Annotated in this window: 24 protein-coding genes; 15 read left to right on the top strand and 9 right to left on the bottom strand. The window is 65.4% G+C overall.

Annotated features, from left to right (window positions below; all coding sequences use genetic code 11):
• The first annotated feature begins 276 nt into the window (after positions 1-276).
• Entirely contained in the window at positions 277-528 is a 252-nt protein-coding gene (locus ACFFF7_RS05060; RefSeq protein WP_379480265.1) for a GlsB/YeaQ/YmgE family stress response membrane protein, read from the top strand.
• Positions 516-1,139: a GNAT family N-acetyltransferase gene (locus tag ACFFF7_RS05055; protein WP_379480264.1), complete on the top strand. Its 624-nt coding sequence runs from the start codon at positions 516-518 to the stop codon at positions 1,137-1,139. The genes ACFFF7_RS05060 and ACFFF7_RS05055 overlap by 13 nt, the downstream gene beginning before the upstream one ends.
• Before the next feature lie 3 nt (positions 1,140-1,142).
• Here the strand turns inward: ACFFF7_RS05055 and ACFFF7_RS05050 are convergent, their stop codons facing one another.
• The 4 genes from ACFFF7_RS05050 to ACFFF7_RS05035 all read right to left on the bottom strand — a co-directional run bounded on the left by ACFFF7_RS05050 (position 1,143) and on the right by ACFFF7_RS05035 (position 5,729).
• Positions 1,143-2,024 (bottom strand): alpha/beta fold hydrolase, encoded by an 882-nt coding sequence (locus ACFFF7_RS05050; RefSeq protein ID WP_379480263.1) that lies wholly within the window; start codon positions 2,022-2,024, stop codon positions 1,143-1,145.
• A 61-nt stretch (positions 2,025-2,085) separates the two neighbouring features.
• Complete coding sequence (gene ppk2 / locus ACFFF7_RS05045) at positions 2,086-3,159, bottom strand: polyphosphate kinase 2 (RefSeq protein WP_379480262.1); 1,074 nt, start codon at positions 3,157-3,159, stop codon at positions 2,086-2,088.
• A 54-nt stretch (positions 3,160-3,213) separates the two neighbouring features.
• The gene (gene nadB, locus ACFFF7_RS05040; protein ID WP_379480261.1) at positions 3,214-4,788 is read right to left on the bottom strand and encodes an L-aspartate oxidase; all 1,575 of its coding nucleotides are present in this window, start codon (positions 4,786-4,788) and stop codon (positions 3,214-3,216) included.
• Positions 4,785-5,729, bottom strand: coding sequence for an ABC transporter ATP-binding protein (locus tag ACFFF7_RS05035; RefSeq protein ID WP_379480260.1), 945 nt, complete (start codon positions 5,727-5,729; stop codon positions 4,785-4,787). Before ACFFF7_RS05035 ends, nadB begins: the two co-directional genes overlap by 4 nt.
• Positions 5,730-5,803: 74 nt before the next feature.
• On the opposite strand from ACFFF7_RS05035, the gene ACFFF7_RS05030 reads away from it, so the two are divergent.
• The 9 genes from ACFFF7_RS05030 (at position 5,804) to ACFFF7_RS04990 (ending at position 13,998) form a co-directional block, all read left to right on the top strand.
• On the top strand, positions 5,804-6,043 hold the full coding sequence (locus tag ACFFF7_RS05030; protein WP_379480259.1) for a zinc-finger domain-containing protein: 240 nt from the start codon (positions 5,804-5,806) through the stop codon (positions 6,041-6,043).
• Between the two features lie 43 nt (positions 6,044-6,086).
• Entirely contained in the window at positions 6,087-7,520 is a 1,434-nt protein-coding gene (gene tldD, locus ACFFF7_RS05025; RefSeq protein WP_379480258.1) for a metalloprotease TldD, read from the top strand.
• Positions 7,504-8,079, top strand: a complete 576-nt coding sequence (locus ACFFF7_RS05020) for a DUF924 family protein (RefSeq protein ID WP_379480257.1) — start codon at positions 7,504-7,506, stop codon at positions 8,077-8,079. Before tldD ends, ACFFF7_RS05020 begins: the two co-directional genes overlap by 17 nt.
• Before the next feature lie 76 nt (positions 8,080-8,155).
• On the top strand, positions 8,156-8,557 hold the full coding sequence (locus ACFFF7_RS05015; RefSeq protein WP_379480256.1) for a hypothetical protein: 402 nt from the start codon (positions 8,156-8,158) through the stop codon (positions 8,555-8,557).
• A gap of 173 nt (positions 8,558-8,730) precedes the next feature.
• Positions 8,731-10,662: a TonB-dependent siderophore receptor gene (locus ACFFF7_RS05010; protein WP_379480255.1), complete on the top strand. Its 1,932-nt coding sequence runs from the start codon at positions 8,731-8,733 to the stop codon at positions 10,660-10,662.
• A gap of 74 nt (positions 10,663-10,736) precedes the next feature.
• Positions 10,737-11,984 carry a cytochrome P450 gene (locus ACFFF7_RS05005; RefSeq protein ID WP_379480254.1) on the top strand — a complete coding sequence of 416 codons (1,248 nt, stop codon included), beginning with the start codon at positions 10,737-10,739 and terminating at the stop codon, positions 11,982-11,984.
• Positions 11,984-12,622 carry a TetR/AcrR family transcriptional regulator gene (locus ACFFF7_RS05000; protein ID WP_379480253.1) on the top strand — a complete coding sequence of 213 codons (639 nt, stop codon included), beginning with the start codon at positions 11,984-11,986 and terminating at the stop codon, positions 12,620-12,622. Before ACFFF7_RS05005 ends, ACFFF7_RS05000 begins: the two co-directional genes overlap by 1 nt.
• Positions 12,623-12,640: 18 nt before the next feature.
• Positions 12,641-13,606: an oxidoreductase gene (locus ACFFF7_RS04995; protein WP_379480252.1), complete on the top strand. Its 966-nt coding sequence runs from the start codon at positions 12,641-12,643 to the stop codon at positions 13,604-13,606.
• Positions 13,603-13,998, top strand: a complete 396-nt coding sequence (locus ACFFF7_RS04990) for a DoxX family protein (RefSeq protein WP_379480251.1) — start codon at positions 13,603-13,605, stop codon at positions 13,996-13,998. Before ACFFF7_RS04995 ends, ACFFF7_RS04990 begins: the two co-directional genes overlap by 4 nt.
• On the opposite strand, the gene ACFFF7_RS04985 is transcribed toward ACFFF7_RS04990, so the two are convergent.
• On the bottom strand, positions 13,976-15,211 hold the full coding sequence (locus tag ACFFF7_RS04985) for an MFS transporter (protein ID WP_379480250.1): 1,236 nt from the start codon (positions 15,209-15,211) through the stop codon (positions 13,976-13,978). The two genes, ACFFF7_RS04990 and ACFFF7_RS04985, sit on opposite strands and share 23 nt — an antisense overlap.
• Before the next feature lie 71 nt (positions 15,212-15,282).
• On the opposite strand from ACFFF7_RS04985, the gene ACFFF7_RS04980 reads away from it, so the two are divergent.
• On the top strand, positions 15,283-15,777 hold the full coding sequence (locus ACFFF7_RS04980) for an asparaginase domain-containing protein (RefSeq protein ID WP_379480249.1): 495 nt from the start codon (positions 15,283-15,285) through the stop codon (positions 15,775-15,777).
• Here the strand turns inward: ACFFF7_RS04980 and ACFFF7_RS04975 are convergent.
• Together ACFFF7_RS04975 and guaA are read right to left on the bottom strand one after the other, a co-directional pair.
• A complete protein-coding gene (locus ACFFF7_RS04975) occupies positions 15,774-16,982 on the bottom strand; it encodes an esterase-like activity of phytase family protein (protein WP_379480248.1) in 1,209 nt (402 codons plus the stop codon). The genes ACFFF7_RS04980 and ACFFF7_RS04975 overlap by 4 nt on opposite strands.
• Before the next feature lie 7 nt (positions 16,983-16,989).
• Positions 16,990-18,549 carry a glutamine-hydrolyzing GMP synthase gene (gene guaA, locus ACFFF7_RS04970; RefSeq protein WP_379480247.1) on the bottom strand — a complete coding sequence of 520 codons (1,560 nt, stop codon included), beginning with the start codon at positions 18,547-18,549 and terminating at the stop codon, positions 16,990-16,992.
• 95 nt (positions 18,550-18,644) lie between these two features.
• Here guaA and ACFFF7_RS04965 point away from each other — a divergent pair, with 95 nt between their 5' ends.
• Positions 18,645-19,892 (top strand): MFS transporter, encoded by a 1,248-nt coding sequence (locus ACFFF7_RS04965; protein ID WP_379480246.1) that lies wholly within the window; start codon positions 18,645-18,647, stop codon positions 19,890-19,892.
• Here ACFFF7_RS04965 and ACFFF7_RS04960 read toward each other — a convergent pair.
• Complete coding sequence (locus ACFFF7_RS04960) at positions 19,861-21,408, bottom strand: class I adenylate-forming enzyme family protein (RefSeq protein WP_379480245.1); 1,548 nt, start codon at positions 21,406-21,408, stop codon at positions 19,861-19,863. The genes ACFFF7_RS04965 and ACFFF7_RS04960 overlap by 32 nt on opposite strands.
• Positions 21,409-21,500: 92 nt before the next feature.
• On the opposite strand from ACFFF7_RS04960, the gene ACFFF7_RS04955 reads away from it, so the two are divergent.
• A complete protein-coding gene (locus tag ACFFF7_RS04955) occupies positions 21,501-21,701 on the top strand; it encodes a hypothetical protein (RefSeq protein WP_379480244.1) in 201 nt (66 codons plus the stop codon).
• Between the two features lie 88 nt (positions 21,702-21,789).
• Here ACFFF7_RS04955 and ACFFF7_RS04950 read toward each other — a convergent pair whose 3' ends face one another.
• Positions 21,790-23,211, bottom strand: a complete 1,422-nt coding sequence (locus tag ACFFF7_RS04950; protein ID WP_379480243.1) for a M20/M25/M40 family metallo-hydrolase — start codon at positions 23,209-23,211, stop codon at positions 21,790-21,792.
• A gap of 105 nt (positions 23,212-23,316) precedes the next feature.
• On the opposite strand from ACFFF7_RS04950, the gene gyrB reads away from it, so the two are divergent.
• Positions 23,317-25,842, top strand: coding sequence for a DNA topoisomerase (ATP-hydrolyzing) subunit B (gene gyrB / locus ACFFF7_RS04945; RefSeq protein ID WP_379480242.1), 2,526 nt, complete (start codon positions 23,317-23,319; stop codon positions 25,840-25,842).
• Positions 25,843-25,879: the final 37 nt, after the last annotated feature.

The following is a 25,879-nucleotide window of genomic DNA, read 5'->3' as shown; positions in this document are numbered from 1 at the left end:
TTTGGCAGCCGCCGGAACAGGCTGCTGAGGCGCGCTGGAGTCAGCGACGCGCGGGAAAAGCGCCACTGGCGCGCGGCGCAAGAGTCAAAGTGAATCTGTGAAAAAAATTATGTCCGGGGACAGGTGCCCCCAGGCGTTGACAGCGATAGAATCGGGCGGGGAAATTTTGTTGCGGGAAGTCGGCGTGCGACACTGCTTCACGGCCGCGCCTTGCCGCTTGATTACACTAAGACACCGGCTATCCTGACGTCGGTTTCCATCGAAAGGCACAAATCCATGTTCAACATCATCGGGGCGATTTTCAGCGGTCTGATCATCGGCGCGCTGGCGCGCTATTTCTATCCCGGAGCAGTCGACATGGGGTGGGGCATGACCATCCTGCTGGGCATTGCCGGGTCGCTGCTGGCCGGACTGGTGACAACCCGCGGCAGGACCGGTGACGGCTTTCATCGCGCCGGCTGCCTGGCCTCGATCATCGGAGCCATGCTGCTGATCTTCATCGGGCGCCATTTCGGGTGGCATTTCTGAGCAATCCGGCTCGCGCACTGCCGCCGATTGCCAGGGCGGCACCCACCGATCGGGCGGCGCTGGTCGCGACCCTGTCCGCGGCCTTCGTCGACGATCCGGCAATGGCGTGGATCATGCCCGACCGGGCTGACCGCCTGAGACGCCTGCCGCGGCTGTTCGATCTGCTGACCGGCGAAGACCTGACCGAAGGGTGGTGCCTGGCATCGCCGGGATGCGAGGCGGTTACACTGTGGCGCGCGGGCGCTTCGATCCACACCAGCCCGTGGCAGCTGCTGCGCGGCCTGCCCGGCTTTCTAAGTGCCTTGGGGCCAAACCTGCTGCGCGCGCTTGCGATGTCTGGCGCGATCGAGGCGCACCACCCCAATGACCTCGCATACGATTATCTCCATTTCGCCGGAGTCGATCCTGCCTTTCAGGGGCGCGGGTGGGGCGGAGCGGCAATCCGCGCCGGAATCGAGCAGGCGCGGAGCAAGGGCCGACCGATCTACCTGGAAACCGCCACGCCAGAGAACATCGGCCTTTACCAGCGGCTGGGCTTTGCCGTGACACAGGAATGGGACGTGCCGCGCGGCGGTCCGCATTTCTGGTCGATGCTGTGGCAGCCGGATTAGAGCCTACCGCGCGATACCCGCAATCGCGTCGGCCACTTCGTCGACCAGTTCCAGCGGCAGGTCGTGGCCCATGCCGGGGATGATCTTGAGCTGCGCGCCGGCAATGGCCTCGGCCGTATCCTTGCCGCCTTCTACCGGGACCAGCGGATCGTCAGCCCCGTGAATCACCAGGGTCGGCGCGGTCACTGCGGCAAGCCGTTTGCGGCGGTCCCCATCATCGATGATCGCGGCAAGCTGACGCCCCGGTCCGGTCGGGTGAAAACTGCGGGCGTAATCATTGGCGATGCGTTCCTTGACCCGCTCCTCGTTCGGCGGAAAGCCGGGGCTGCCGATCGCCTTGGAAATCTTGAGTACATGGGGGATCATCTGTTCGAGCGTCGCGTTCGGCGGGGGCGGGGTGATCAGCGCATCCAGCGCCTCCTTGCGCGGCGGAGGCAGGCGGCGATTGCCTGTCGTCGACATGATCGAGGTCAGCGAGAGAACCCGGTCGGGATAGCCGACCGCAACCAGCTGGGCGATCATCCCGCCCATCGAAGCGCCGACGACATGGGCCTTGGCGATCCCCAGCGTGTCGAGCAGCGCGACCGCATCGGCGGCCATCTCGGTCAGCCGGTAAGGCAGCCTGGCACGCAGCCCGAACAGCCGCATCAGCGCGACCCGGCGCACGTTGGGGACGCCGTGCTCGGTAAACTTGGTCGACAGGCCGATGTCGCGGTTGTCGTGGCGGATCACGTAATAGCCGCGCGCGACCAGCGCCTCGACCAGCTCGATCGGCCACAGCGTCAACTGCGCGCCAAGCCCCATGATCAGCAGCAGCGGCGGGTTCGCCGGATCGCCGTGCGCTTCGTAATGGATGTCGATTCCGTTTGCGTGGACCTGCGGCATGAATGCTCCCCATCTGTGCTTTGCCAAGGCTGGCGCGCTGCGCGCCGCTTGGCAAGCGGGATCATTCCTTGGCTGCGGGAAGTGTCGCCTGTTCGCCGCGTTCGAAGATCTTGCTGGCACGGCCGACCAGCAGCGGATCGTAACTGCCGACCACGTGATCGCTACGCCCTTCGTAGGGCAGGCTGTTCAGCACAAAGCGCATCGCGTTAAGGCGCGCGCGCTTCTTGTCGTCGCTCTTGATAACGATCCACGGGCACAGGTCGGTATCGGTGGCGCGGAACATGGCTTCCTTCGCCTCGGTATAGCGATCCCACTTGTCGAGGCTCGCAACATCGACGTGGCTGAGCTTCCACTGCTTCAAGGGGTGGATCTTGCGCTCGGTAAAGCGGCGCAGCTGCTCCTCACGGCTGACCGAAAACCAGAACTTGATCAGATGGATACCGCTGCGCACCAGATTGCGCTCAAACTCGGGCGCTTCGCGCAGGAATTCGTCGTATTCCTCATCGCTGCAGAAGCCCATGACGTGTTCGACCCCGGCGCGGTTGTACCACGACCGGTCGAACAGCACGATCTCGCCCTTGGTCGGCAGGTGTCCGACATAGCGCTGGAAATACCATTGCCCGCGTTCGACATCGCTGGGCTTTTCCAGCGCGACAACCCGCGCCCCGCGCGGATTGAGGTGTTCCATGAAACGCTTGATCGTGCCGCCCTTGCCGGCCGCATCGCGTCCCTCGAACACGATCACGACGCGCGCGCCGGTATCCTTGATCCAGGTCTGCAGCTTGAGCAGTTCGGCTTGAAGCAGGAACTTCTCCCGCTCGTAATCCTGGCGCAACATCTTGTACTTGTAGGGATAGCCACCTTCCTTCCACCCCGGCGCCAGCTCGTCGCTCGTTTTGCGCACCGGGATCAGAGCGCCGCCAAGACCCAGGCCAAGGTGTTCGCGCAGCCGTTCGGCATCGTCGGGGGCAGCCCCAGCGATGAGGGCGTCCAGCTCCTTGATAGCGCCGCGGGCGATCATCATTTCGGCGGCTGTGAACAGTCCGGTCTGCGCGGCGACCACACGCTCCTGCGCGAGGCTGGCATTCACCGCCCTGCGCTGTTCGTCATTCATCTCAGAGTCGCGGTCGGTCATCGATTCGCCGCCGTTATAGGCCAAATGTTTCAGCTTTGCGTCAACGCTTCCGGATCACGGGACCAGGATGGTGTCTTTTGCTTCCGGCAGCGTCGCGGGATAGTCCAGCGTATAGTGCAGCCCCCGGCTTTCATGGCGCGACAAGGCCGATCGCACGATCAGATCGGCGCATTGCAGCAGGTTGCGCAGTTCAATGAGGTCGGTCGAGACGCGGAAGTGGCCGTAATAGTCCTCGATCTCGCCAAACATCATTTGGATGCGGTGGGCCGCGCGCTCCAGCCGCTTGGTGGTGCGCACGATCCCGACATAGTTCCACATGAAGCGGCGGATCTCGGTCCAGTTCTGCTTGATGATCACCTCTTCATCGGAATCGGTCACCCGGCTCTCGTCCCAGGCGCGGACGGGCGGCGGGGCATCGAAATGGTCCCAACGTTCCAGGATGTCCTTGGCCGCGGCCTCACCAAAGACGAAGCACTCCAGCAGGCTGTTGCTGGCCAGGCGGTTGGCGCCGTGCAGCCCGCTTTCGGTGCATTCGCCCGCGGCATAGAGCCCAGGCAGGTCGGTGCGGCCGTCAAGGTCGATCACGATCCCGCCGCAGGTATAATGCTGTGCCGGGACCACCGGGATCGGCCCCTTGGTCATGTCGATGCCCAGGCCGATCAGCTTTTCATAGATGTTGGGAAAATGTTCGCGGACGAATTCCGGCGGCTGGTGGCTGATGTCGAGGTGAACGAAGTCGAGCCCGTCCCGCTTGATCTCGGCATCGTTGGCGCGGGCGACGATATCGCGCGGGGCCAGTTCGGCACGCTCGTCATAGTCGGGCATATAGCGGTGCCCGCTCTTGGGATTGATCAGCCGCCCGCCCTCGCCGCGCACCGCCTCGGTGATCAGGAAGTTCTTGACCTCCAGATTGTAGAGGCAGGTCGGGTGGAACTGCATCATTTCCATGTTGCCGACGCGTGCCCCCGCGCGCCAGGCCATGGCGATGCCGTCGCCGGTGGCGCCGCGCGGCGCGGTCGAGAACTGGTAGACGCGGCCGGCCCCGCCGGTGGCCAGGATCGTGGCGCGGGCGACATGCGCCTCGACCTTGCCGGTCTTCTCGTTGAGGGCATAGACCCCCCAGACCCGGCCCGATCCGGAATAGCGTTCCTCGTGCTTGCCGGTGATCAGGTCGATGCACGACTGGTGCGGCAGCAGGGTGATGTTGGGGTGCGCGGTGGCCGCTTTCAGCAGCGCTTCCTGCACCGCCCACCCGGTCGCATCGGCAACGTGGACGATACGCCGGTGCGAATGCCCGCCCTCGCGGGTCAGGTGCAGCTCATTTCCCTCATGGTTGAAGGGCACGCCCAGGTCGATCAGCTGCTGGATCGCGTGAGGCGCGCGCTCGATCACGAACTCGACCGTTTCCAGCCGGTTGAGCCCGGCGCCGGCCACCATGGTATCGCGGATGTGGTTTTCGAAGGTGTCGCCTTCGTCCAGCACCGCGGCGATTCCGCCCTGGGCCCAGGCGGTCGATCCTCCGGTCAGCTCGCCCTTGGCCAGGACCAGGACCCTTACTTTCTCGGCCAGCGCCAGCGCCGCGGTCAGGCCCGCCGCGCCGGAGCCGACGATGATGACGTCGTGGGTCACGCCGCCGCCGCCTGGCTGGTCAGGCTGACGAAAACGTCTTCAAGATCCGCCTCGCGCGTGGTCACGTCGACGATGCCGAAGCCCTGCCCCTGCAACTGGGCCAGTACCTCGCCGGCGTTGGTCTGGTCCTTGTTGTAAGTCACCTCGATCGTGCGCTCGCCGGCGCGTTCGCACTTCAGGAAGGTCGCGCTGGCGGGCAGCTCGGCCAGGTCTCGGTCAAGGGTCAGGACCACCACCTTTTCGCGCGCCATGCCGACAAGTTCGCGGGTCGGCTTGTTGGCGATCAGTTCGCCGTGGTTGATGATCGCGATGCGGTCGCACAATTGCTCGGCTTCCTCGAGGTAGTGGGTGGTCAGCACCACCGTCACCCCTTCGGCATTGAGCTCACCCACCAGGTCCCACAGCTGGCGGCGCAGTTCGACGTCGACCCCGGCGGTCGGCTCATCCAGCACGATCACCGGCGGCTGGTGGACCAGCGCCTTGGCGATCAGCAGGCGGCGCTTCATCCCCCCTGACAGTGTGCGGGCATAGGCATTGGCCTTGTCGGCGAGATGCACCTCACTCAGGATTTCCAGGCTGCGCCGCGCCGCCTTGGGCACGCCGTAAAGCCCGGCGGTGTTCTCCAGCACCTCGAACGGGGTGAAGAAGGGATCGAAGACGATCTCCTGCGGGACGATCCCGATCGAACGCTTGGCGTTGCGCGGGTGCTGGTCGATGTCGAAGCCCCAGATATTCGCGCTGCCACCGGTCTTCATCACCAGCCCCGCCAGGATGTTGATCAGGGTCGACTTGCCCGCGCCGTTGGGGCCAAGCAGGCCGAAGATCTGCCCCTGCGGTACGTCGAAGCTGACGCCCTTCAAGGCATGCTTGGCGGGGGCGCCGCCCTGTGCGGCATAGACCTTGGTCAGGTCGCGGATCGAGATCGCGGCGGGATTGTCCATGCGCGCTGCTTTGCGGCGATTGGCGGCGTTCGTAAAGGCTGGAAATGGGCCGCGGCTCTCGCTATGGCGCGGCCATGAGCACCGCCCCCGAAACCGCTTTCGTCACCACCACCCGCGTCAGCTGCGATGGGGCCAAGGACATCCCCGGCGGCGCGGCGCTGGGCCATCCCCGCGTCTGGCTGGAAATCGACGAACACGGCTATGTCGACTGCGGCTATTGCGACAAGCGTTTCGTGCTGAAGGGCGGCCCGGCGGATGACGCCGTCTCCGACATGGATATCAGCGCGGGTAGCAGCAACACGCCGCATCCCTGATAGCGGCACTGGCTTTGCCGGTCCGGCGCCCTATATCGGGGTCATGACCGCGCCCGATCCCCGCTCGCTCCTCTACCGCATGATCACGCCCGAAGAGGCGCTGGCGGTGACCCGTGAAACGCTTAATCGCTGCGACGATGGTGAGCTGTACATGCAGTTCATCGCCAGCGAGATGTTCGCTTTCGATGATGGGCGCTTGAAAACCGCCGACTATTCGCGCGATGCCGGGTTCGGCCTGCGTGGGTTGTCGGGCGAGATGACCGGATTTGCTCACGCCAACGAGATCAGCCTGGCGGCGATCCGGCGGGCGGGCGAAACGCTGCAATTGCTCGATCCGGCGAAAGGCCAGCCCGCCCCGCCGCCGCGCCAGAGCAACCGGCACCTTTACACCGATGCCTCGCCGCTCGACGCGATCCCGTTCGAACGGAAGGTCAAGCTGCTCGAGACGATCGATGCGGCCGCCCGCGCGCGCGATCCGCGGGTGGTCCAGGTCAGTGCCAGCCTGTCAGCCAGCTGGTCGGTGATCGAGATCGTCCGCGCCGACGGCTTCGTCGCCCACGATGTCCGCCCCCTGGTCCGGCTCAACGTCGGGATCGTCGCGGAAAGCAATGGCCGGCGCGAGACCGGATCGTTCGGGATCGGCGGACGGCGGCTTTACGACGATCTGTTCCTGCCCGAAACCTGGAACCGCGCGATCGACAGCGCGCTGGCCCAGGCGCTGGTCAATCTGGACAGCGTCGCGGCCCCGGCGGGCGAATGCCAGGTGCTGCTCGGACCCGGCTGGCCCGGGGTGCTGCTCCACGAAGCCGTCGGCCACGGGCTTGAAGGCGATTTCAACCGCAAGGGCACCAGCGCCTTCTCCGGCCGGATCGGTGAGCGGGTCGGCGCGCCGGGCGTGACGGTGATCGACGACGGCACGCTGCTTGGCCAGGGTGGCCAGGGTCGTCGCGGTTCGCTGTCGATCGACGACGAGGGTACGCCGACGCAGGAAAACGTGCTGATCGAGGACGGGATCCTCAAGGGCTACATGCAGGACCGGCTCAACGCCCGGCTGATGGGGGTGCCCGCCACCGGCAACGGGCGGCGTGAAAGCTATGCCCACGCGCCGATGCCGCGGATGACCAACACCTTCATGCAGGCCGGCAACGACAACCCCGACGAACTGCTCAGCCGGATGAAGAGCGGAATTTTCGCCAAGAGCTTTGGCGGCGGGCAGGTCGACATCGTTTCGGGCAAGTTCGTGTTCAGCTGCACCGAGGCCTACAAGGTCGAGAACGGCAAGCTCGGCGCACCGATCAAGGGCGCGACGCTGATTGGCGACGGGCCGACGGTGCTGACCAGGGTGATCGGCATCGGCAACGACATGGCGATCGACGAAGGCGTCGGGATCTGCGGCAAGGGCGGGCAGAGCGTACCCGCCGGGGTTGGCCAGCCGACGCTGCTGGTCGAAGCGCTGACCGTTGGCGGCACCGGCTGACGGCGTGGCGCAAACCGCGCGGCCTTGGGCGGCCGATCTTCTTCATACCTGGTTCCACACGCTTCGACCCAGCCAGTGGTACGGCCGCAACGATGGCGTCGATGCCCTGCTGCGGGAACGTTTCGCGCACCTGACCGGCCCGCTGTCGTTTCGTCCGGCAACGGAATTCCTGTGCGATCCGGACACCGCGCGGGCTGCGATCCTGCTGTTCGATCAGGTGCCGCGCAATTGCTTTCGCGATTCACCCCTGGCCTTCGCCTTCGACGCGATTGCCCGCGAACTGTCTCACGGCGCGATTGCCCGCGGCTGGCACCAAGGCCTGCCCAAGGGACACGCGCAATTCGTCCTGCTGCCGCTGATGCATTCGGAACACCCGGCAGACCAGCGCGAAAGCCTGCGCCGCTTTGCCGAGCTGGGCGATCCATCCAACTTGCGCTTTGCCCGGGCGCACGCCCGGATGGTGTTCCGTTTTGGCCGCTTTCCGCACCGCAATGCCGTGCTCGGGCGTTCGTCGACACCGGCCGAATTGCGCGCGATTGCCGCCGGAAACGTCTGGTGAAATCGCTGCGTGATTTCAGCCGCGGTTCAGACTAGGCTGCTATTACGGTCGAACAACAAGCAGAAGGAGCCAGACGATGCGCGCGATTGGATTAGCCCTGGCGGCGACATCGCTCCTGATCGGCGGCGCGGCGGCCCAGGCCGCCCCGCACCAAAGCGGCGAGGAACAGCTGGCCAAGATGCTCGAAGGGCGTGAGCCGGGTAAGCCGACCAACTGCATCACCCTGACCGAAGCGCGTGACAGCACCGTGATCGACAAGACCGCGCTGGTCTATCGTTCGGGCGGCACGATCTGGGTCAACCGTCCGGCCAATGCCGAGCACATTGATTCGGACGATATTCTGGTGACCTACCCGACCGGCGGATCGTTCTGCCGGCTTGACCGGGTCAACACGATGGAGCGTTCGGGTCATTTTGTGACCGGTTTCCTGGCGCTGGGTGACTTCGTTCCCTATCGCAGGGTCGCCGTCCGCGACTAAGCCATAACCTTCTCACAGCGAGGCGCCGTCCGGGTAACTGGGCGGCGCAGTTGTTTCGGCGTGTCGTTCGCCGGAGCGCGATGGCCTTCTGTCGAGCCAGTGTATCACCACGGCAATACATTTGCTGACTGCCCGTGCAGCCCGGCCGGATCCGGGCGCGAGGGGGAGATGCCGTGCGTAGTCTGGTCGTGGTATTTTCGACGTCGCTGGCATTTTGCCTGGCCCTTGCCGCGCCCGCCGCGGCTCAGGATCGGAGCGCCGACAATGCCGTTACTCAGGCCGAAGATGCATTCGGCTTTTCCGTCGGACGGGAAACGCTGGGCATCTACAACGGCGGCAATGTCCGCGGCTTTTCGCCCAACGCGGCAGGCAATGTGCGAATTGACGGGCTCTACTTCGATCCCGCATTCGACTTCCCCGGCCTGCTGACCGATTCGACCAGCATCAAGGTCGGGCTGTCGGCGCAGGGCTATCCCTTTGCCGCGCCCAGCGGGATCCAGGACATTTCGCTGCGTCGCCCGGGCGACAAGGCGGGGGCCTCGCTCGTCGCCAATTTCGACAGCTTCAGCTCGGCCGGGATCGAGGCGACCGGCACCGCGCCGCTCGGCGCCGGCCTGTCGCTCGGCTATGGCCTCAACCTTTCGCGCCAGGCCTTCCCCGATGGCACTGCGAATGTGAACCACTCTGAATCGCTGGCCCTGCGGATACAGCCGTCGGCGGGGATCGACCTGCTCGCCTTTGCCGGACGCTATGACGATTACGACGACGAAGCTGGTCCATTTTACATCGCGGCAGGTAATTTCTTGCCGCCGGTGCCGGACAAGCATCGCTACCTTGGTCCCCACTGGGCCGATTTCCGCCTCGTTACGCAAACCCAAGGTCTGCTGGCCTCGGCAGTACCCGCGAAGAACTGGGTGGTTCGGCTGGGGCTGTTCCGCTCGACCCTCGACCAGCGGCGCGGTTTTTTCAATCTGCTGACCGACGTCCAGCCCGATGGCAGCGCCAACCGCACCCTGATTGTTGATCCGCCGCTTGAGGACCGCTCGCTCAGTGGCGAACTGCGCGTCAGCCATTCAATTGCCGATGGGCCGCGGCTGCACGTCCTGCATTTCAGCCTGCGTTCGCGCGACGCACGAACCGAGTACGGCGGTTCTGATGAGCTCGATCTGGGGCCCACTACGATCTACGAGCAAGAGGACGCGGTTGAGCCGGCGAGCTACACCTTCGGTCCGATCAGCCGCGAGCGCGTGCGCCAGGACATGCTGGGCCTGGCCTACAGCGGCCGCTGGCGGAATGTCGGTGAGCTGGGGCTGGGGCTGTCCAAGGTCCGCTATCGCAAGACCATCGCGCTGCCGGGGCTGGATCCGGTGATCGGCAAGGACGATCCCTGGCTCTACAATGCCAATGCCGCGGTGACGCTGACCAAGACGCTCAGCCTCTACGCCGGTTATGCCAAGGGGCTGGAGGAAAGCGGCACCGCGCCGCCCAATGCCGCCAACCGTAATGCCCCGCTTCCCGCGATCCTGACCAATCAAAAGGATGCCGGGCTGCGCTGGGCAATCACCCCCAAGATCAAGCTGGTCGCCGGAGTTTTCGAACTGTCCAAGCCCTATTTCGGCTTCGATGGATCGCAGACCTTCCGCCAGGTCGGATCAATCCGCAATCGCGGGGCAGAGTTCTCGGTATCCGGGCCGCTGACCAGCCGGCTCGATCTGGTCGCCGGCGGGGTCGTGCTCGATGCCCAGGTGGTGCGCGATGCTCAGGTGGCCGGAACCATCGGCCGGCGGCCGGTGGGTGTGGCCAAGCACCTGTTCAACCTCAACCTTAACTGGCGCACGCCCTGGGTCGAGGGGCTGGCGCTGGATGCCAGCCTGCTTGAACGCGGGGCGATGCCGGCGACGACCGACAACAGCCTTGAAATCGTCGGGCGGCAGATCGTCAATCTGGGCGCACGCTATTCGTTCAAGATCGCGGGCAAGGCGGTTACCGCTCGGATCCAGGTCTACAACCTGCTCGATCAGTACGGCCTCGTCTCGGGCGGGCCGGGGCTCTACCGGACCAACCAGCCGCGTTCGGTCAATGGATTTCTGGCGGTCGATTTCTAGGGCGTTGACTCCCTCTCGCAGATGATTAGGGTAAGTACCCTAAAAAGGGCACAAGCCCACGGGAGAGAATTGCCATGGCCACCGCCGCACTTGAACGCCGCGCCGCGCCGCTTGCGCCGATAGATGTCAGCCGTCCGGAACTCTATGCCGAAGACCGCTGGCAGGAACCGTTCCGCCAGCTGCGCGCCCAGGCACCGATCCAGTACGTGCCTGACAGCGCCTTCGGGCCCTATTGGTCGGTCAGCACCTACAAGCCGATCGTCCATATCGAGGCCTTGCCCAAGATCTTCTCGTCAAGCTGGGAATACGGCGGGATCGCGATTCCCGGGATCGTCGATCGGCCGATGGACAGTGAAGTGCGGATGCCGATGTTCATCGCCATGGACCCGCCGCACCACACCGCGCAGCGCCGCACTATCGCCCCCAGCTTCGGGCCAAGCGAGGTTGCGGCAATGAAGGCGGAAATCCAGCAACGCACCGCCGAAGTGCTCGATTCCTTGCCGATCGGCGAAACCTTCGACTGGGTCGAGCGGGTATCGATCGAATTGACCACTGGGATGCTGGCAAGGCTGTTCGATTTCCCCTGGGAAGAGCGCCACAAGCTGACCTACTGGTCCGATATGGGCGGCGACGTCGAGCGGATGACCACGCCGGAGGGGCATCAGTCGCGCAATGCGGCGATGACCGAAATGGGCGAGGCCTTTGCCGCGCTGTGGGCGGAAAAGACCGCCAAGCCGGGCAAGGACCTGATCTCGGTCATGCTCCAGTCCGAGGCAATGAGCCACATGAGCCCGACCGAATTCATCGGCAACCTGATCCTGCTGATCGTCGGCGGCAACGACACCACGCGCAATTCGATGTCGGGCTTTGTCTTCGGACTTTCGCAATTCCCCGAAGAGCGCGCCAAACTTGAAGCCGATCCGTCGCTGATCCCCAACGCGGTGCAGGAACTGATCCGCTGGCAGACCCCGCTGGCCCACATGCGGCGCACCGTGCTGGAAGATACCGAGATCGAAGGCGTCGCCATGAAAAAGGGCGACAAGGTGGTGATGTGGTACATTTCCGCCAACCGCGACGAAAGCGTGTTCAAGGACGCCGACAAGGTCATCGTCGGGCGAGAGAACGCCCGCCGGCACCTGTCGTTCGGCTATGGCATCCACCGCTGCGTCGGGGCGCGGGTGGCGGAACTGCAGCTGTGCACCCTGCTCGAGGAAATGGGCAAGCGCCGCCTGCGCGCAACCCCGGTGGCCGATCCGGTGCGGGTGCCGGCCTGCTTCGTCCACGGCTACAAGCAGCTTATGGTCCAGCTGTCGCACTATTGATGAAGACCCGAGACCGGATTCTGGGTGCGGCGCAGGCGCTGTTCAACCAGCAGGGCTATGGCGCGGTGACCACGGCCATGCTGGCGCAGCACTGCGGCATGGCCGAGGGCAACCTGTGGTACCATTTCAAGACCCGCCGCGCACTGCTCGATGCGCTGGGTGAGCGTTTTGCCGCGGCGATCGAGCGGCGCCTGGCCCTGAGCGTCGGCAGCGATCCGGTTGCCGACTATACCCGCCTGCTCGAAGCGATCATGGCCGAATTCCGCCAATTCCGCTTCCTTTACCGCGACCAGCCGAGCTATGGCGAGCACGCCGCGGTGATCGCCCGCACAGCGCCCGACTGGATCGCCCGGACCTATGCCCAGCTTGAGGCGCATCTCGGCGCGCTGGTCGATGCCGGGTTGCTCGACTGGCCGCCCGAACGGCTGCATGATCTGGCGGTCAACGCCACGATCATCCTGCGCTACGGGCTCGAGCATTTCCGCGAGCTGGGCGAGCCGACCGGGCAGGGCACCGGCGCGGTGCGGCGCACGCTGGAGCGGCACCTGACCTTGTTCGAGTACCGTCTTGAATCGCGCGCTGCCGCTCGACTCGTCGCCGCGATAGCGGCATTGGAGGATGCGGCGCTTGCCGCCTGATTCCACGGAGTTCCGGCTATGACCACAGAACAAGCCCCGATCGCCTCGCCCTTCGGCTATCGCTCGACCGCTGCCGAAATCGTTGCCGGGATTGACCTGTCGGGCAAGGTGGCACTGGTCACCGGCGGCTATTCGGGCCTTGGCACAGAAACCGTGCGTGCGCTGGCCGGGGCTGGGGCTCGCGTGATTGTCGGGGCGCGGCGGCCGGAAAAGGCGGCCGAAGACCTCGCCGACGTCACCGGATCGGTCGAGATCGCCGCGCTGGATCTGTCCGACCCCGCTTCGATAGACGCCTTCGCTGCCGATGTCTTTGCCCGCACCGATCGGCTCGACATTCTGATCAACAACGCCGCGATCATGGCCAATCCGCTGACCCGCGATGCGCGCGGCTATGAAAGCCAGTTCGCCACCAATCACCTCGGGCACTTTCAATTGACGGCGCGGCTGTGGCCGCTGCTTGCCGCAAGTGCAGACGCGCGGGTGGTTGCAGTGTCCTCGGTCGGGCATCAGCGCGGCGGACCGGACCTGGCCGACGTCAATTTCGACCACCGGGACTATGACAAGTGGACTGCCTATGGGCAGGCCAAGTCGGCCAATGCCCTGTTTGCCCTGCAGCTCGACAAGCTTGGCGCGGGACATGGCGTGCGCGCATTTTCCCTCCATCCGGGGGGTATTGCCACGCCGCTGCAGCGGCACCTGACCCGCGAAGAGCAAGTCGCGATGGGCTGGTACGACGCCGACGGCAATCTGAGCGATGTCTTCAAGAGCCCGGAGCAGGGTGCAGCCACCAGCATCTGGTGCGCCACCTCGCCGCTGCTGGACGGCATGGGCGGGGTCTATTGCGAGGATTGCAACGTGGCCGCGGTCGTTGGCCCGGAGACCCCACGCTATACCGGAGCGTCCCCGCACATTCGCGACAAAGCGCTTGCCGCCGGGCTGTGGAACCTGTCCGAAAGGATGACCGGGGTCACGTTCCGCCCATGATCCGCACTATCCTGCGCTGGGTGCTGGCGCTGTTCTATCTGCTGGCCGGGGTGATCCATCTCGCCAATCCAGCGCCGTTTCTGACCATCATGCCGCCGTGGGTACCCGCTCCCGAGCTGGTCGTTGCCCTGACCGGAATTGCCGAGCTGGCCGGGGCGGCAGGGCTGCTCCAGCCGTGGTCCGGGCCGCTGCGCCGCGCGGCGGGCTGGGGGCTGGCGCTCTATGCGCTGTGCGTCTGGCCGGCGAACTTCCAGCACATGATCAACGATCACGGGTTGCACCTGGCCTATCATATCCCGCGCCTGGCGTTTCAGCCGGTGCTGATCTGGCTGGCGCTGTGGGTTTCAGGCGCGACCGACTGGCCCGGGCTCAATCGCAGACCTGATGGATAGGGGGGATGACTTTCCACCACCACAACGCCCCCAGCGCCGGAACCGCAGCAGTCAGCGCAAAGGCGTAGCCGTAGCCGCCAAGGTAATCGACGATAAGTCCGGTGGCGATCGGCCCGACGATCCCGGCGCAATTGCCGATGGCATTCTGCAGTCCGATCCAGCCGCCCGCGGCCCTCGGACCGGCAAAGATCTGGCCAATCGCAAAGAGGTTGGTCGAGGTCAGCCCCGAAGCGATCCCGGCAACCACCAGCACCGCGCCAAGCTCAGTCGCGCCGTCGGCGAAATAGACCATGGCCAGTGCAGCCGCGGCAATCGCCTGGCCCCAGACCATCAGGCTGCGCCGCATCCGGCCCTCGTCGATTCCACCGGCGACCCAGCGATCGGAAATCCGCCCCATGACCAGCGCAGTCACCCCCTGTACTGTCAGGCCCAGTGTGGTCAGCACGGTCATCTGGGCGATCGAATAGCCCTGGGTCTTGACCAGGAACAGCGGCAGCCAGGTCAGCAGGAAATAGAAGCCGTAATTGGTCGCGAAATGACCCACCCCCATCAGCCATACCGCGCGCTGATCGGCGATCCGCGCCAGTGGATAGGGGTCGACCGTGGCCTGGCGCAGCGATGCCCCGCGCAGCGGTGCGGCAACCGTCTGCCAAGGGATCAGCCAAAGCAGTGTCACAGCGCCGAAGATCCAGAAAATCGGCCGCCAGCCCCACGCCGCCAGGATCGTCCCCCCGGCCAGGGTGCCAACCGCCGGGCCAAAGGCTAGCGCCGCCGCAACCACTGCATTGGCGCTGCCGCGATGCGCGGCCGGTACTTCGGCGGCGAAGATCTTGCTGCTGCCGGGAAAGGCGATGCTTTCGCCCAGGCCCAGCACCAGCCGCAGCACGATCAGGCTTACCAGACCGCCGACGAAACCGGTCAGCAGCGTCGCCACCGCCCACAGCGCCACGCCGATGGCGAACAGGCGGTAGACGCAGAACCGGTCGCACATCCACCCGACCACCAGGCAGAGCGGGGCGTAGACCCAGAAGAACGCCGACACGGCAAAGCCGAACCCGGTCGCCGACAGATTGAGTTCCTGCTTCATCAGCGGCGCCGCCAGGCCGATTGCGCCGCGATCGACATAGTTGAGCAAAACCGACAGGCCGAGCAGCCCGACCACGGCGGCAATCCGGGCGTCCGACGCCCGCGCGATCGGTGCTGCTGTCGCCATCTGCCGCTTTCCCCCAAGCCCCTATGCCGGAAGGCTAGCACGAGCGTGCCGCCCTCGGCTATGGGCATGGCATGACCCAGCAAGCGATCCTCGTGCTCACCACCGGCGGCACGATCGACAAGGCCTATTTCGACGCGCTCAGCGAATACCAGATCGTCGACAGCGGCATTCCTGCCCTGCTGCGCGAAGCGCGGGTGGCCGTGCCTTTCCGCGTGGTCGAAGTGATGCGCAAGGACAGCCTGGAACTGGACGACGCCGACCGCGCCGCGATCGCCGCAGCAGCGCGTGACGCCGCCGAAACCCGCATCGTCGTCACCCACGGCACCGACACGATGACCGAAACCGCCAAGGTGCTGGCTTCGCAGGTGCCCGGCAAGACACTCTGCCTGACCGGCGCACTCAGCCCGGCGCGATTTGCCGAAACCGATGCGAACTTCAATCTGGGCATGGCTTTCGCCACCGTCCAGGTCGCGCCGCCCGGCGTCTACATCGCGATGAGCGGGCAGGTGTTCGACGGTTTGAAAGTGCGCAAGGACCGTGAGGCGGGGAAGTTCGTCGCGCTCTAGACGCTGATCCGCCAGAACTGCGTTGCTGCGCCTTCGGTGCCATAGTCGCTGTCGTTGGCAAGCAGCAAGTCGCCGCCTTCCAGCACCAGCAGACCTTCCAGATCGCCGCAAATCTCCGGATGGTCATCGCTCGAGACGATGCGCTGCTTGGTGAGCATGGCAATGCGGTGGTCGCCGCAGCCGGCCTGGCCCACCTGTTCCAGCGTCGGGCGGTGATCGGGGTCGATGAAGCGCGCGGGCACCGGCTTGCCCGGCATCACGCGATAAAGATGGGTCGACAGCGTCACGCGTTCCAGCACGATCAGGCTGCCGTCGGGCAGCACCGCCATCTCGCTGATCTTGACATCGCCCGGCACGACCTGCCCGGCCGCGCTGTCCCGTGCGAAGCGTGCGGGCGGATCGAGCGGGTAGGCATATTCGCGCAGGAAAGTCAGGTCGTCAGGGTTCAAGGCCCAGATCCGCACCAGATCGCCGGCATCGTGCGCCGCCTTGTCCGGATGTGCCAGGGGGCTCTGAAAGGCGGCATAGATCACGTTGCGGACCGGGTCGAAGGCCAGCGCCTCGAAACCGCGGTTGAGCCGGCGTTTGCACGCGATCACGGGTAAGCTGGCGGAAATCGGCACCGCCGATCCGGCAAAGCGGCCTTCACTACCCTGCGGCACGACTCGGCGGAGGACCACGCCCTGATCGTCAACCAGCAGCAGCGACGGGCCATATTCCTCCGCCACCCAGAACCGCCCCCCGGGTGCCAGGGCGACGCCTTCGCAATCGGCCCCATGCACGCTGGTGGGCAAGGGCGATCCGTCGATCGCAAAGACGGCTTCGGTCTCTGCGCCGCGCTGTTCGGCTGGTGGCAGGCCGTTGATCGGGGTGCCATCGGGCGCATGCAGCAGGAAACGGGCCTCCAGCACCACGCAGTTGCCATCGAGCCGGAACCGCGCCAGCGCCGGGCCGATCTCAGGCGCGACCATGATCTTCGCCCCGTCCAGCACAGCCAGCGGCTCAAGCGCGGTCAGGCCATAGCGGCGCGCCGCGTCGTGCGGCTTGATGTTCGGACCGCGGTCGCCGACGCCCCAGAACACGCCCGACGGGTCGCCCGGGCGGCGGCACAGCCCGGATGTCAGGCTGCGGTGTAACGACAGCTCGCCGACCGGAACCACCGGCGCGCCAAGCGGCAGGTCGGCCCAGTTCAGGCGGCGGATCACACCGGGGCTATTCCCACTCGATCGTGCCGGGCGGCTTTGACGTGTAGTCATACACCACGCGGTTGATGCCCTTGACCTCGTTGATGATCCGCGTCGCCACCCGCGACAAAAACGCGGCGTCGAAGGGATAGATGTCGGCGGTCATGCCGTCGGTGCTGGTCACCGCGCGCAGCGCGCAGACGTTATCGTAGGTGCGCCCGTCGCCCATCACACCGACGGTCTTGACCGGCAGCAGCACGGCGAAGGCCTGCCAGATCGCGTCGTAAAGCCCGGCGTTGCGGATTTCCTCAAGGTAGATCGCGTCCGCCTTGCGCAGCACGTCGCAGCGCTCGCGGGTGACCTCGCCGGGGATGCGGATCGCCAGGCCCGGTCCAGGGAAGGGGTGACGGCCGACAAAGATGTCGGGCAAGCCCAGTTCGCGGCCCAGCTCGCGCACCTCGTCCTTGAACAGTTCGCGCAAGGGTTCGACCAGCTGCATGTTCATGCGTTCGGGCAGGCCGCCGACATTGTGGTGGCTCTTAATCGTTACCGAAGGCCCGCCGGTGAACGAGACGCTTTCGATGACGTCGGGATAGAGCGTGCCCTGGGCCAGGAAATCGGCCCCGCCGACCTGCCTTGCTTCCTCTTCGAACACGTCGATGAAGGTCTTGCCGATGAACTTGCGCTTGGCCTCGGGGTCGGTGACGCCGGCCAGCCCGCCCAGGAACAGCGTCGATACGTCCTTGTGGACGAGGGGGATGTTGTAGTGGTTGCGGAACAGGCTGACGACCTGCTCGGCTTCGCCCAGCCGCATCAGGCCGTGGTCGACGAAAACGCAGGTCAGCTGCTCGCCGATCGCTTCGTGGATCAGCACGGCGGCAACCGCCGAGTCGACCCCACCCGACAGCCCGCAGATCACCCGGCCCTTGCCGACCTGCGCGCGGATTTCCTCGATCTTGGTCTTGCGGAACTCGGCCATGGTCCAGTCGCCGGACAGGCCGCAGACGTGGCGGACGAAGTTCTTGTAGAGCTTGCCGCCATCGGGGGTGTGGACCACCTCGGGGTGGAACTGCATCGCGTAGATGCGCTTCTCCTCGTTGGCGATCACCGCGAACGGCGCGCCGGGGCTGGAGGCGACCGGCTTGAACCCGGGGGCCAGGCTGGTCACCTTGTCGCCGTGGCTCATCCATACCTGGTGGGTTTCGCCTTCGCGCCACAGCCCGTCGAACAGGGCGCAGCCATCGGAAATGGTGATGAAGGCGCGCCCGAATTCGCCCGAATCGCCGGGCAGGACCTCGCCCCCCAGCTGGTGCATCAGCGCCTGCTGACCATAGCAGATCGCCATGATCGGCAGCCCGCTGTCGAGAATTTCGGCGGGGATGCGCGGGCCGTTCTCATCCAGCACCGATGCCGGCGAGCCCGACAGAATGATCCCCTTGGGCTGCATCCGCTCAAACGCTGCTGCGGCCTGATTGAACGGGGCGATTTCGGAATAGACCCCGGCCTCGCGCACGCGGCGGGCGATGAGCTGGGTGACCTGGCTGCCGAAATCGACAATAAGGATGGAATCGCTGGGCTGGATGGACATGGCTGGCCGATAGTTAGGTCCGGGCAAACGCGCAACACGCTCGTTCCCCTTTTGCGCACCGCTTAGGGCAAGAGCCCGACTGAGTTGGAGATTTCGTGACACAGCACCGCGGGTCAATCGGCGTCGTCTTTGCCATCGTGCTGATCGACATGCTGGGCTTCGGCATCGTCATGCCGGTGCTGCCCGGCCTGATCATGCACCTGGGCAAGGTGCCGATCGATACCGCGGCGGTCTATGCCGGGTGGTTGGGGGCAGGCTATGCGCTGATGCAGTTCGTCTTTGCCCCGATCATCGGCAACCTGTCGGACCGCTTCGGGCGGCGCCCGGTGCTGCTGGCATCGGTGCTGGCGATGGGGGTGGACTATGCAATCATGGGCTTCGCCCCGGCGCTGTGGTGGCTGGTGATCGGGCGGATCGTGGCGGGGATGACCGGGGCCAGCTGGTCGGCCGCCTATGCCTATATCGCCGATATCACCCCGCCCGAAAAGCGCGCGCAAAGCTTTGGCCTGATGGGCATGGCCTTCGGCTTCGGGTTCATTTTCGGACCGGCAGCGGGCGGGCTGCTCGGCGCGTTCGGATCGCACGTGCCGTTCCTGGCCGCTGCCGGTCTGGCCCTGGCCAATTTTGCGCTGGGCTTTTTCGTGCTGCGCGAAAGCCTGCCGGCCGAGGGGCGCCGGCCGTTCGAACTGGCGCGCGCCAATGCCTTCGCATCGTTGCGGGCGCTCAAGGGCCAGTCGGCGACCGTATTGTGGTTCGTCGCTGCACTGGGGGTGTGGCAGCTGGCGCACATCGTCTACCCGGCGATCTGGGCCTATTTCGCCATTGCCGCCTGGGGCTTCGGGCCGAAGCAGATCGGCCTGGCCCTGGCCGTGGTCGGGATATCGAGCGCACTGGTCCAGGGTGTGGGCCTGCGGCTGCTGCTGCCCCGGCTGGGCGAACGGCGCGCGGTGACCCTGGGGGTGCTGGCCTTTGCGGCCTCCGCCGCGCTCTATGCCGTCGTCGGGACGATCCCGCTGATCTACACCGCGATCGTGGTCGGCGGGATGCAGGGGCTGATCCAACCGTCGATCCAGGCGCTTAACAGCCGCGCGGTCGATGCCAGCAGCCAGGGCGAGCTCCAGGGCGCAACCCAGTCGATCGGCTCGATCGCGCAAATCATCGGCCCGCCGCTCTATTCTGGCATCTTCGCCAAGTTCAGCGGTCCCGCCGCGCTGGTCCACCTGCCGGCGATGCCGCTGCTGGTCGCCGCCGGCATCGCTTTCGCCGCACTGGCGCTGTTCCTGCGCGGGGCGGCGCTGCTGCCCCGATCCGCTACCGTGCCTTCGCCGGAACCCGCTCCCTGAGTTCGGTCTTGAGCAGCTTGCCGATGTGGCTGCGCGGCATCTCGTCGATCAGGTAAAGCTCGGCGACGCGCTGGGTCTTGCCCAAGCGGCTGTTGGCGACGCCCCGGATGTCTTCGAGCGCCTCGACACCCACGCCCGGCCTGACCACGACGAAACCGACCGGGGTCTCGCCCCATTGCTCGCTGGGTACGCCGACCACGGCGGCTTCGGCCACACGGTCGTCCTTGGCCAGTTCGGCTTCGAGGTCGATCGGGAAGATGTTGAACCCGCCGCTGATGATCACGTCCTTGGTCCGCCCGACCAGCTCGACGAAGCCGTCGGCGTCGACCCGGCCGACATCGCCCATGCGCTGCCAGGTCGAACCGTCGGCGGGATCGATCCAATAGCCCTCGCGGGTCTTTTCGGGCTGGTTCTTGTAGCCCAGCATCATTGTCGAGCTCTTGCCGATCAGCTCGCCGGCAATGCCGGGTGCCACTTCGTTGCCGGCTTCGTCGATCACTTTGAGGAAATGGCCCGGTGCCGGCCTGCCGACTGTATGGAGCTTGTCGGGATGTTCGTGGACCGGGAAGATGCAGGCCAAGCCGCCCTCGGTCATCCCATAGATCTCGATCAGCCCGCCCGGCATGCGCTTCAGCACCTCGGCCTTGAGGTCGGCGGGGAAGGGCGCGCTGGTGCAGTATTTCATCCGCAGGCTCGACAGGTCGTAGTCGTCGAAATGCTCGTACTGCATCAGCCGGCGATACTGCACCGGGACCAGCATGGTGTGGGTGATCTTCTCGGCCTGGGCGCGTTCGAGCCAGCCCCGGGTGTCGAACTTGCCCATGATCGAGGCGCAGCCGCCCGAATACATCGTCGGCAGGAACACCGCCATGGTGGTGTTCGAATAGAGCGGGGTGCTGGTCAGGGTGCGGCTGTCCACGCCGTAATTCATCGCCGCGCGAAACGTCATCTGGCGCCAGCGCATCGCGTGGCTGTGGACGATGCCCTTGGGGATCCCGGTGGTGCCCGACGAATAGATGATGTTGAAGGGATCGTCTTCGGCGGGATCGAACCGCGCTGCCAGAGTGCCCGCGGGCGCCATCCAGCTAACCAGGTCTTCGTCGAGCACGATCTGGTTGGCGGTGGGCAGGGTGAAATCGCCCAGCTCGGTCAGCTTCGCGCGGTCGATGAACAGGTGGATCGCGCCCGAATCCGCGGCCATGCCGGCCAGCTGGTCGGGGCTGGCGCTGGTGGTCAGCGGCGCGGCGCAGCCCCCGGCGCGGATCGCGGCAAGGAAGACCAGGGCATAAGCGACCGTCGAGGTGCCAAGGATCGCCACGGCCTGGCCGCGCTCCAGCCCATCGGCCTGCAGCCGCGCAGCGATCCGTTCGACCAGCGCCGCGGTTTCGTGCCAGGTCAGGCTGGTAATGCCGTCATAGAGCGCCGGGGCATCGCCGTGCGCTTGCCCCCAGGCCGCGATCAGTCCGGGGAACGAGCCGAATTCGGCATCGAGCAGCGCGGCGGGATCGGCAGTCATGGGCATCCTCTCGTGAATCGGTTTTGCGGCACAGTGCTGGGCGAACAAGGCGCTGTCCAGTCCGCGCGGGCGCAAACCTTACCCAAGGGTTCATGCTGCAGTTGCGAAAAGCGCAACAATCGTGCCGTCCTTTGCACTTTTATTCTCTACCGTTTTACTTACATTGCGATTGCGGACTGATCGTCCGCCAAAGCAAACGGAGAAACACCATGCGCAGCATCGTTGCCACAGTGCTGCCGTTCATCGCCGCCGCTTCTCTCAGCGGTCTGATGTTCACCGCCACGCTCGTCTGAGCCTGGCGGCCGGGGGCACACCCGGGCAGCTTCCAACAACAAACGGCCGTCACGCCGACAAGCGTGACGGCCGTTTTGTCTTATGTGTTCACTTGCTGCTGAGCGCCTTGACCAGATCGAACAGGTAATCGCGGCCCTCGTAAAGCGAACGCACTTCGAGCCGTTCGTTGAGGCCGTGGGCGCCATTGCCGTCGGGATCGCCCCATTCGCCGGGCACGCCATAGGTCGGGATGCCGACCGCGGCGAGGTAGACCGCGTCGGTCGCCCCGGTCGACATGGTCGGGATCACAGGCACGCCGGGCCAGCGCTGATTGACCAGGCGTTCCATCGTTGCCACCGCCGGGGAATTCATCGGCGGGGCCTTGGCAATCGGCTTGTCTTTGACCCGCTGCTCGATCTTGACCGCTGGATTGCCAATCGCCCGGGCCAACAAGGCCTGGGTTTCATCCGGGGTTCGGCCGGGGAACATGCGGCAATTGACGTTGGCGGTCACCGTCTGCGGCAAGGCATTGAGCGCGTGGCCACCGTCGATCAGGGTGGCGACGCAGGTCGTGCGCAGCATCGAATGAAACATCTTGTCGGTGTTGACCACGGCTTCGGCGGCCTTGTCGGTGGGATTGGCCGAGAGGGCGACCATTGCCTTGCCCATCGCATCGGGGCGGATCGACCCGGCCTTGGCAAAGAAGGCGCGGGTGGTGTCATTGAACTCCAGGGGGAATTCGAAATCGCGGATCCGGGTCACCGCATCGGCCATGGCATAGATCGCGTTTTCGCGAAGCGGCTGCGAGCTGTGCCCGCCGGGATTGGTCGTAGTCAGGGTAAAGTCCTGATAGGCCTTCTCGCCCGCCTGGATCGACTGGACCACCAGCTTGCCCCCGTTCAAGGGGCCCTTGCCGTCGGTCAGGCCGCCGCCGCCCTCGTTCAGCGCAAACTCGGCATCGATCAGGTCACGCTTGTTCTTCGACAGCCATTCGGCGCCGTTGAAGGCGCCGCTGGTTTCCTCGCCGCAGGTCAGCGCCATCTTGATCGTGCGTGCCGGCTTGTACCCGTCCTTGGCAAAGCGGATCAGGCTATCGGTCCAGATCGCCGCCTGTGATTTGTCGTCGGCGGTGCCGCGGCCATAGAAATAGCCGTTCTCCTCGATCAGGGTGAAGGGATCGCGCACCCAGTCGGAACGCTTGGCCTCGACCACATCGATATGGGCCAGCAGCAGCAGCGGCTTGAGCTTTTTCGAGGTGCCGGGATAGACCGCCACCAGCCCGCCGTCCTTGGGATGCTCCGGCACGGCAAACAGGGTCAGCTGTTCGTCCTTGAAGCCGGCTGCCTTCAGCCGCGTCGCCATGCGTTCGGCGGCCAGGGTGCAGCTGCCGCTGCTTACTGTGGTGTTGGTTTCCACCAGTTCCTTGTAGAGCCCGCGAAACGCTTCCTGATCGGGGCGCAGCGGGGCCTGGGCCTGGGCGCTGCCCGCTGAAATTGCGCTGGCCAGCAGCGCCGCGACGATCCGTTTCATGCCCGTTCTCCCTGTCTTGTCCGCTGCATTTGAGCAGGAATTCCCTGTGGATGGAAGGGGGGCAAATGCCTTCCTTTGCCGGGCCTCAATGCCTATATGCTGGCTATGTCCGATACCGACGATACACCTCCAGATAACACTCCCAACGCCAACGCCTATGGCGCCGATCAGATCAAGGTCCTCAAGGGCCTCGATGCGGTGCGCAAGCGGCCCGGCATGTACATCGGCGATACCGACGATGGCTCGGGCCTGCACCACATGGTCTTCGAAGTGTCGGACAATGCGATCGACGAGGCGCTGGCCGGGCACTGCGACCTTGTTCTGATCGAACTCAATCCGGACGGCTCGGTTTCGGTCGAGGATAACGGCCGCGGCATTCCCACCGGGATCCATGCCGAGGAAGGCGTGTCGGCGGCCGAAGTCATCATGACCCAGCTCCACGCCGGCGGAAAGTTCGAGAACACCAGCGACGACAATGCCTACAAGGTGTCCGGCGGACTCCACGGCGTCGGCGTATCGGTGGTCAACGCGCTGTCAGAATGGCTGGAACTGACGATCTGGCGCGATGGCGAAGAGCACTGGATGAAGTTCGCCCACGGCGATGCGGTGGAATCGCTGCGCGTGGTTGGCCCGGCACCAGCGGGCAAGAAGGGCACCCGCGTGACCTTCCTCGCCAGCACCGACACCTTCAAGAACGTCACCGAATTCGACTTCGAAAAGCTTGAGCACCGCTACCGCGAGCTGGCTTTCCTCAATTCGGGCGTGCGGATCAAGCTGCGCGACCGCCGCCATGCCGAAGTGATCGAACACGACCTGTTCTACGAAGGCGGGATCGCGGCTTTCGTGAAGTACCTCGATCGCAACAAGGCCGCGCTGCTGCCCGATCCGATCGCGATTTCGGCCAACCGCGACGGGATCGGCATCGATGTCGCGCTGGAATGGAACGATTCGTACTACGAAAACGTCCTGTGCTTCACCAACAACATCCCCCAGCGCGACGGCGGCACCCACCTCGCCGCGTTCCGCGCCGCGCTGACCCGCACGCTCAACAACTATGCCGAAAAGTCGGGCCTCTTGAAAAAGGAAAAGGTCAGCCTGACCGGCGAGGACATGCGCGAAGGGCTGACCGCGATCGTCTCGGTCAAGCTGCCCGATCCCAAGTTCTCGTCGCAGACCAAGGACAAGCTGGTCTCCTCCGAAGTGCGCCAGCCGCTCGAAGCGCTGATGGGCGACAAGATGAGCGAATGGCTCGAGGAAAACCCCGCCTATGCCAAGCAGGTCGTCGGCAAGATCATCGACGCCGCCGCCGCGCGCGAAGCGGCCAAGCGCGCGCGCGAACTGACCCGGCGCAAGGGGGCGATGGATATTGCCAGCCTGCCCGGCAAGCTGGCCGATTGCCAGGAACGCGATCCCGCCAAGTGCGAACTGTTCCTGGTCGAAGGTGATTCGGCCGGCGGATCGGCCAAGCAGGGCCGCGATCGCAACATCCAGGCGATCCTGCCCTTGAAGGGTAAGATCCTCAACGTCGAGCGCGCGCGCTTCGACCGGATCATTTCGTCGAAGGAAGTCGGCACGCTGATCCAGGCGATGGGCACCGGGATCCGCGACGAGTTCAACCTGGGCAAGCTGCGCTATCACAAGATCGTGATCATGACCGACGCCGATGTCGACGGCGCGCATATCCGAACCCTGCTGCTGACCTTCTTCCACCGCCAGATGCCCGAGATCATCCGCAATGGGCATCTCTTCATCGCCCAGCCGCCGCTCTACAAGGTCGCCAAGGGGCGCAGCGAGGTGTACCTCAAGGATGCGCGCGAACTCGACGAATACCTGGTCGATGCCGGGGTCCAGGGGCGCATGCTGGAAACCACCGGCGGGGCGCGTTCGGGGCAGGAACTGAAGGCCCTGGTCGAACACGCGATGCGGCTGCGCAATCTGATGGCCTTTGTGCCCAAGCGTTACGAACCGGGGGTGATCGAGGCGTTGGCGCTGGCCGGGGTGTTTGCCACCGACATCAGCGATGCCGACCGCAAGACCACGCTGGCCGAAGCCGCCGCCTGGCTGGGCCGCGGCGACCGCGAGGCGAAGTGGAGCGCCGAGGTCCGCGAAGACGGGTCGCTGCTGGTCAAGCGGCTGTGGCGCGGGGTGACCGATGCCTTCCCGATCGACGCGGCTTTCCTCAGCGGAGCCGAAGCGCGCAAGCTGGCCCGACTGGCCGGGGAACAGGCCGACGTCTATCGCGGCACCGCGCGCCTCGCCCGAATCGGCACCGAGCCGGAGCCCGAAGTCGAAAGCACCGGGCTTGAGTCCGAGGAACAGGACGCCGCGCCCGCCGCGCGTCCAACCATCGGTGACGGGGCGATCACCCGGCCCTCGCAATTGCTCGAAAACGTCCTCGCCGCCGGGCGCAAGGGCCTCTCAATCGCGCGCTACAAGGGATTGGGCGAGATGAATGCCGAGCAGCTGTGGGAAACCACGCTCGACCCCGATCACCGCGTCTTGTTGCAGGTCAAGGTCGAGGACGCCGACGTCACCGACGAGATCTTCACCCGCCTGATGGGTGACGTGGTCGAACCGCGCCGCGACTTCATTCAGGAAAACGCGCTCAACGTCGCCAATCTTGACGTCTAGCCCAGTCTAATGCTCTGTTGTCGACACTAGGCAAAGT

The organism is Novosphingobium aquiterrae (genome assembly GCF_042434435.1).
Classification (GTDB): Bacteria; Pseudomonadota; Alphaproteobacteria; order Sphingomonadales; family Sphingomonadaceae; genus Novosphingobium; species Novosphingobium aquiterrae.
The sequence above is the reverse complement of the archived record's forward strand: the minus strand, read 5'-3'. Positions and strand labels throughout refer to the sequence as shown.

Excerpts from the sequence above, each read along its gene's own strand:
- ACFFF7_RS05060 (WP_379480265.1), top strand. The coding sequence starts at position 277 with ATGTTCAACATCATCGGGGCGATTTTCAGCGGTCTGATCATCGGCGCG.
- ACFFF7_RS05050 (WP_379480263.1), bottom strand. The coding sequence starts at position 2,024 with ATGCCGCAGGTCCACGCAAACGGAATCGACATCCATTACGAAGCGCAC.
- ppk2 (WP_379480262.1), bottom strand. The coding sequence starts at position 3,159 with ATGACCGACCGCGACTCTGAGATGAATGACGAACAGCGCAGGGCGGTG.
- ACFFF7_RS05035 (WP_379480260.1), bottom strand. The coding sequence starts at position 5,729 with ATGGACAATCCCGCCGCGATCTCGATCCGCGACCTGACCAAGGTCTAT.
- ACFFF7_RS05030 (WP_379480259.1), top strand. The coding sequence starts at position 5,804 with ATGAGCACCGCCCCCGAAACCGCTTTCGTCACCACCACCCGCGTCAGC.
- tldD (WP_379480258.1), top strand. The coding sequence starts at position 6,087 with ATGACCGCGCCCGATCCCCGCTCGCTCCTCTACCGCATGATCACGCCC.
- ACFFF7_RS05015 (WP_379480256.1), top strand. The coding sequence starts at position 8,156 with ATGCGCGCGATTGGATTAGCCCTGGCGGCGACATCGCTCCTGATCGGC.
- ACFFF7_RS05005 (WP_379480254.1), top strand. The coding sequence starts at position 10,737 with ATGGCCACCGCCGCACTTGAACGCCGCGCCGCGCCGCTTGCGCCGATA.
- ACFFF7_RS05000 (WP_379480253.1), top strand. The coding sequence starts at position 11,984 with ATGAAGACCCGAGACCGGATTCTGGGTGCGGCGCAGGCGCTGTTCAAC.
- ACFFF7_RS04995 (WP_379480252.1), top strand. The coding sequence starts at position 12,641 with ATGACCACAGAACAAGCCCCGATCGCCTCGCCCTTCGGCTATCGCTCG.
- ACFFF7_RS04990 (WP_379480251.1), top strand. The coding sequence starts at position 13,603 with ATGATCCGCACTATCCTGCGCTGGGTGCTGGCGCTGTTCTATCTGCTG.
- ACFFF7_RS04985 (WP_379480250.1), bottom strand. The coding sequence starts at position 15,211 with ATGGCGACAGCAGCACCGATCGCGCGGGCGTCGGACGCCCGGATTGCC.
- ACFFF7_RS04980 (WP_379480249.1), top strand. The coding sequence starts at position 15,283 with ATGACCCAGCAAGCGATCCTCGTGCTCACCACCGGCGGCACGATCGAC.
- guaA (WP_379480247.1), bottom strand. The coding sequence starts at position 18,549 with ATGTCCATCCAGCCCAGCGATTCCATCCTTATTGTCGATTTCGGCAGC.
- ACFFF7_RS04960 (WP_379480245.1), bottom strand. The coding sequence starts at position 21,408 with ATGACTGCCGATCCCGCCGCGCTGCTCGATGCCGAATTCGGCTCGTTC.
- ACFFF7_RS04955 (WP_379480244.1), top strand. The coding sequence starts at position 21,501 with ATGCTGCAGTTGCGAAAAGCGCAACAATCGTGCCGTCCTTTGCACTTT.
- ACFFF7_RS04950 (WP_379480243.1), bottom strand. The coding sequence starts at position 23,211 with ATGAAACGGATCGTCGCGGCGCTGCTGGCCAGCGCAATTTCAGCGGGC.
- gyrB (WP_379480242.1), top strand. The coding sequence starts at position 23,317 with ATGTCCGATACCGACGATACACCTCCAGATAACACTCCCAACGCCAAC.